Annotated in this window: 2 protein-coding genes; both read right to left on the bottom strand. The window is 45.0% G+C overall.

Annotated features, from left to right (window positions below; all coding sequences use genetic code 11):
- Nucleotides 1–26 precede the first annotated feature (26 nt).
- Nucleotides 27–854: a UPF0236 family transposase-like protein gene (locus FC65_RS11660; protein ID WP_268872489.1), complete on the bottom strand. Its 828-nt coding sequence runs from the start codon at nt 852–854 to the stop codon at nt 27–29.
- A complete protein-coding gene (locus tag FC65_RS12800) occupies nt 803–1201 on the bottom strand; it encodes a UPF0236 family transposase-like protein (protein WP_268872488.1) in 399 nt (132 codons plus the stop codon). The genes FC65_RS11660 and FC65_RS12800 overlap by 52 nt, the downstream gene beginning before the upstream one ends.
- Nucleotides 1202–1342: the final 141 nt, after the last annotated feature.

Raw genomic sequence — 1342 nt, 5'->3', positions numbered from 1 at the left:
TGTTCATAATACTTATTTTTAATGTTTTATTTGAAATGCAAACGCCGATCTAACTTGGTCACTTTTGCTTGTTTGCTTGCTTGCCGTTGCTCCGCTTGTAAAAAGCGGGTGATGTTACCGCCATTAAGCTGAAAGATTCTTGTCCGGGCCACGCCTTGCGCACCGGCTGAACTCCAACCCAGCGGACGCGAGCTCAAACGGCGGGACAGGTAATGACTAATGTGACCTTCAGCTGAACACCCATGATAGGCAGTCAAACCGTTATCTTTGATGGCGCTGACATTGTTAGTCAAGTATTTCTCTGCCTGTTTCAAACTTTGAAGTTGACTGGCAGTTACCGTGAGATCATTGAAACGGACTGTAAAATAATCCCGGATGAACTTCATTTGTCCGGGCAGAACCCACTGATACAAAGTCCGGTCCAAGCCCGCGATCCCGACGGCCGCTCTTTTACAATACTTACGCAGGTGAAAACGATCTAGGATAAAGGTGCAGTGGGGGATAAAAGCAGCGCCGTTTTTGATCCATTTGGCACCGTCACCACTCAAATAGACCTGCTCCGGCTGATAGTTGGCATCGATATAATCCAGGACTTCTGTCCATAATTCCTCATTATCTGTACCGGGATAGTTGCCGGTGAAGTAGTGCGGATTGATCAGTTGATGTCGTGGCTGGGTCAAGTCATAACCTTCATGAACATAAACTAATTTCATAAAACGATTCGTACTATCCTGATAAGCGACATGGTCTTCGTCAGCTTCAAGGAACAGGGTCTTGATCGGTCTTTTTTTATGTTTTTGCTTCAAGACAGGCTCGTTGGGCAGCCGTGTTCCTTCTTGATGCACGATCTGCATAACTGCGGTTTTGGAATGGACCCGACCTGCGGGATCATCTCGAGTGCTTCTTGATAAGTGTGTGTGGCTACATTTTCTAAGATCCGTGCTTTGACTCCGAGAGTCATCCGGCTATATTTTTGCCAGCCGATCACCTGATCTAACCAGAAGAAATAGTTCTGGCTGTCTTTGCTTTGATAGTAGGTCCGTTTGAGGGTGAACTCACCGTATAAAGTCGTCTTGGTAGTTTCACGGATCGCTTTGACCGTATATTTATGCTGACGGATCGCGAACGCTTTGAATTGCCGATCAGCTTCTTCCAAGAAAAATTTGATCAAGTTTAAGCACAAGCTGCGTCCTGTAGACATGGTAAGTTCAAGCTAGTCATCAAAGCCAAGTTCTTGGTGCAGGACCTTTTCTCCATTTTGGGTAAGATCCAGCCACAATTTGTCTAACATTTGTTGTAAAATATTCATTAGGAAATAACTCTCTCTTTCATGGTTTACTTT

Source organism: Ligilactobacillus acidipiscis DSM 15836 (assembly GCF_001435755.1).
Lineage (GTDB): Bacteria > Bacillota > Bacilli > Lactobacillales > Lactobacillaceae > Ligilactobacillus > Ligilactobacillus acidipiscis.
The sequence above is the reverse complement of the archived record's forward strand: the minus strand, read 5'-3'. Positions and strand labels throughout refer to the sequence as shown.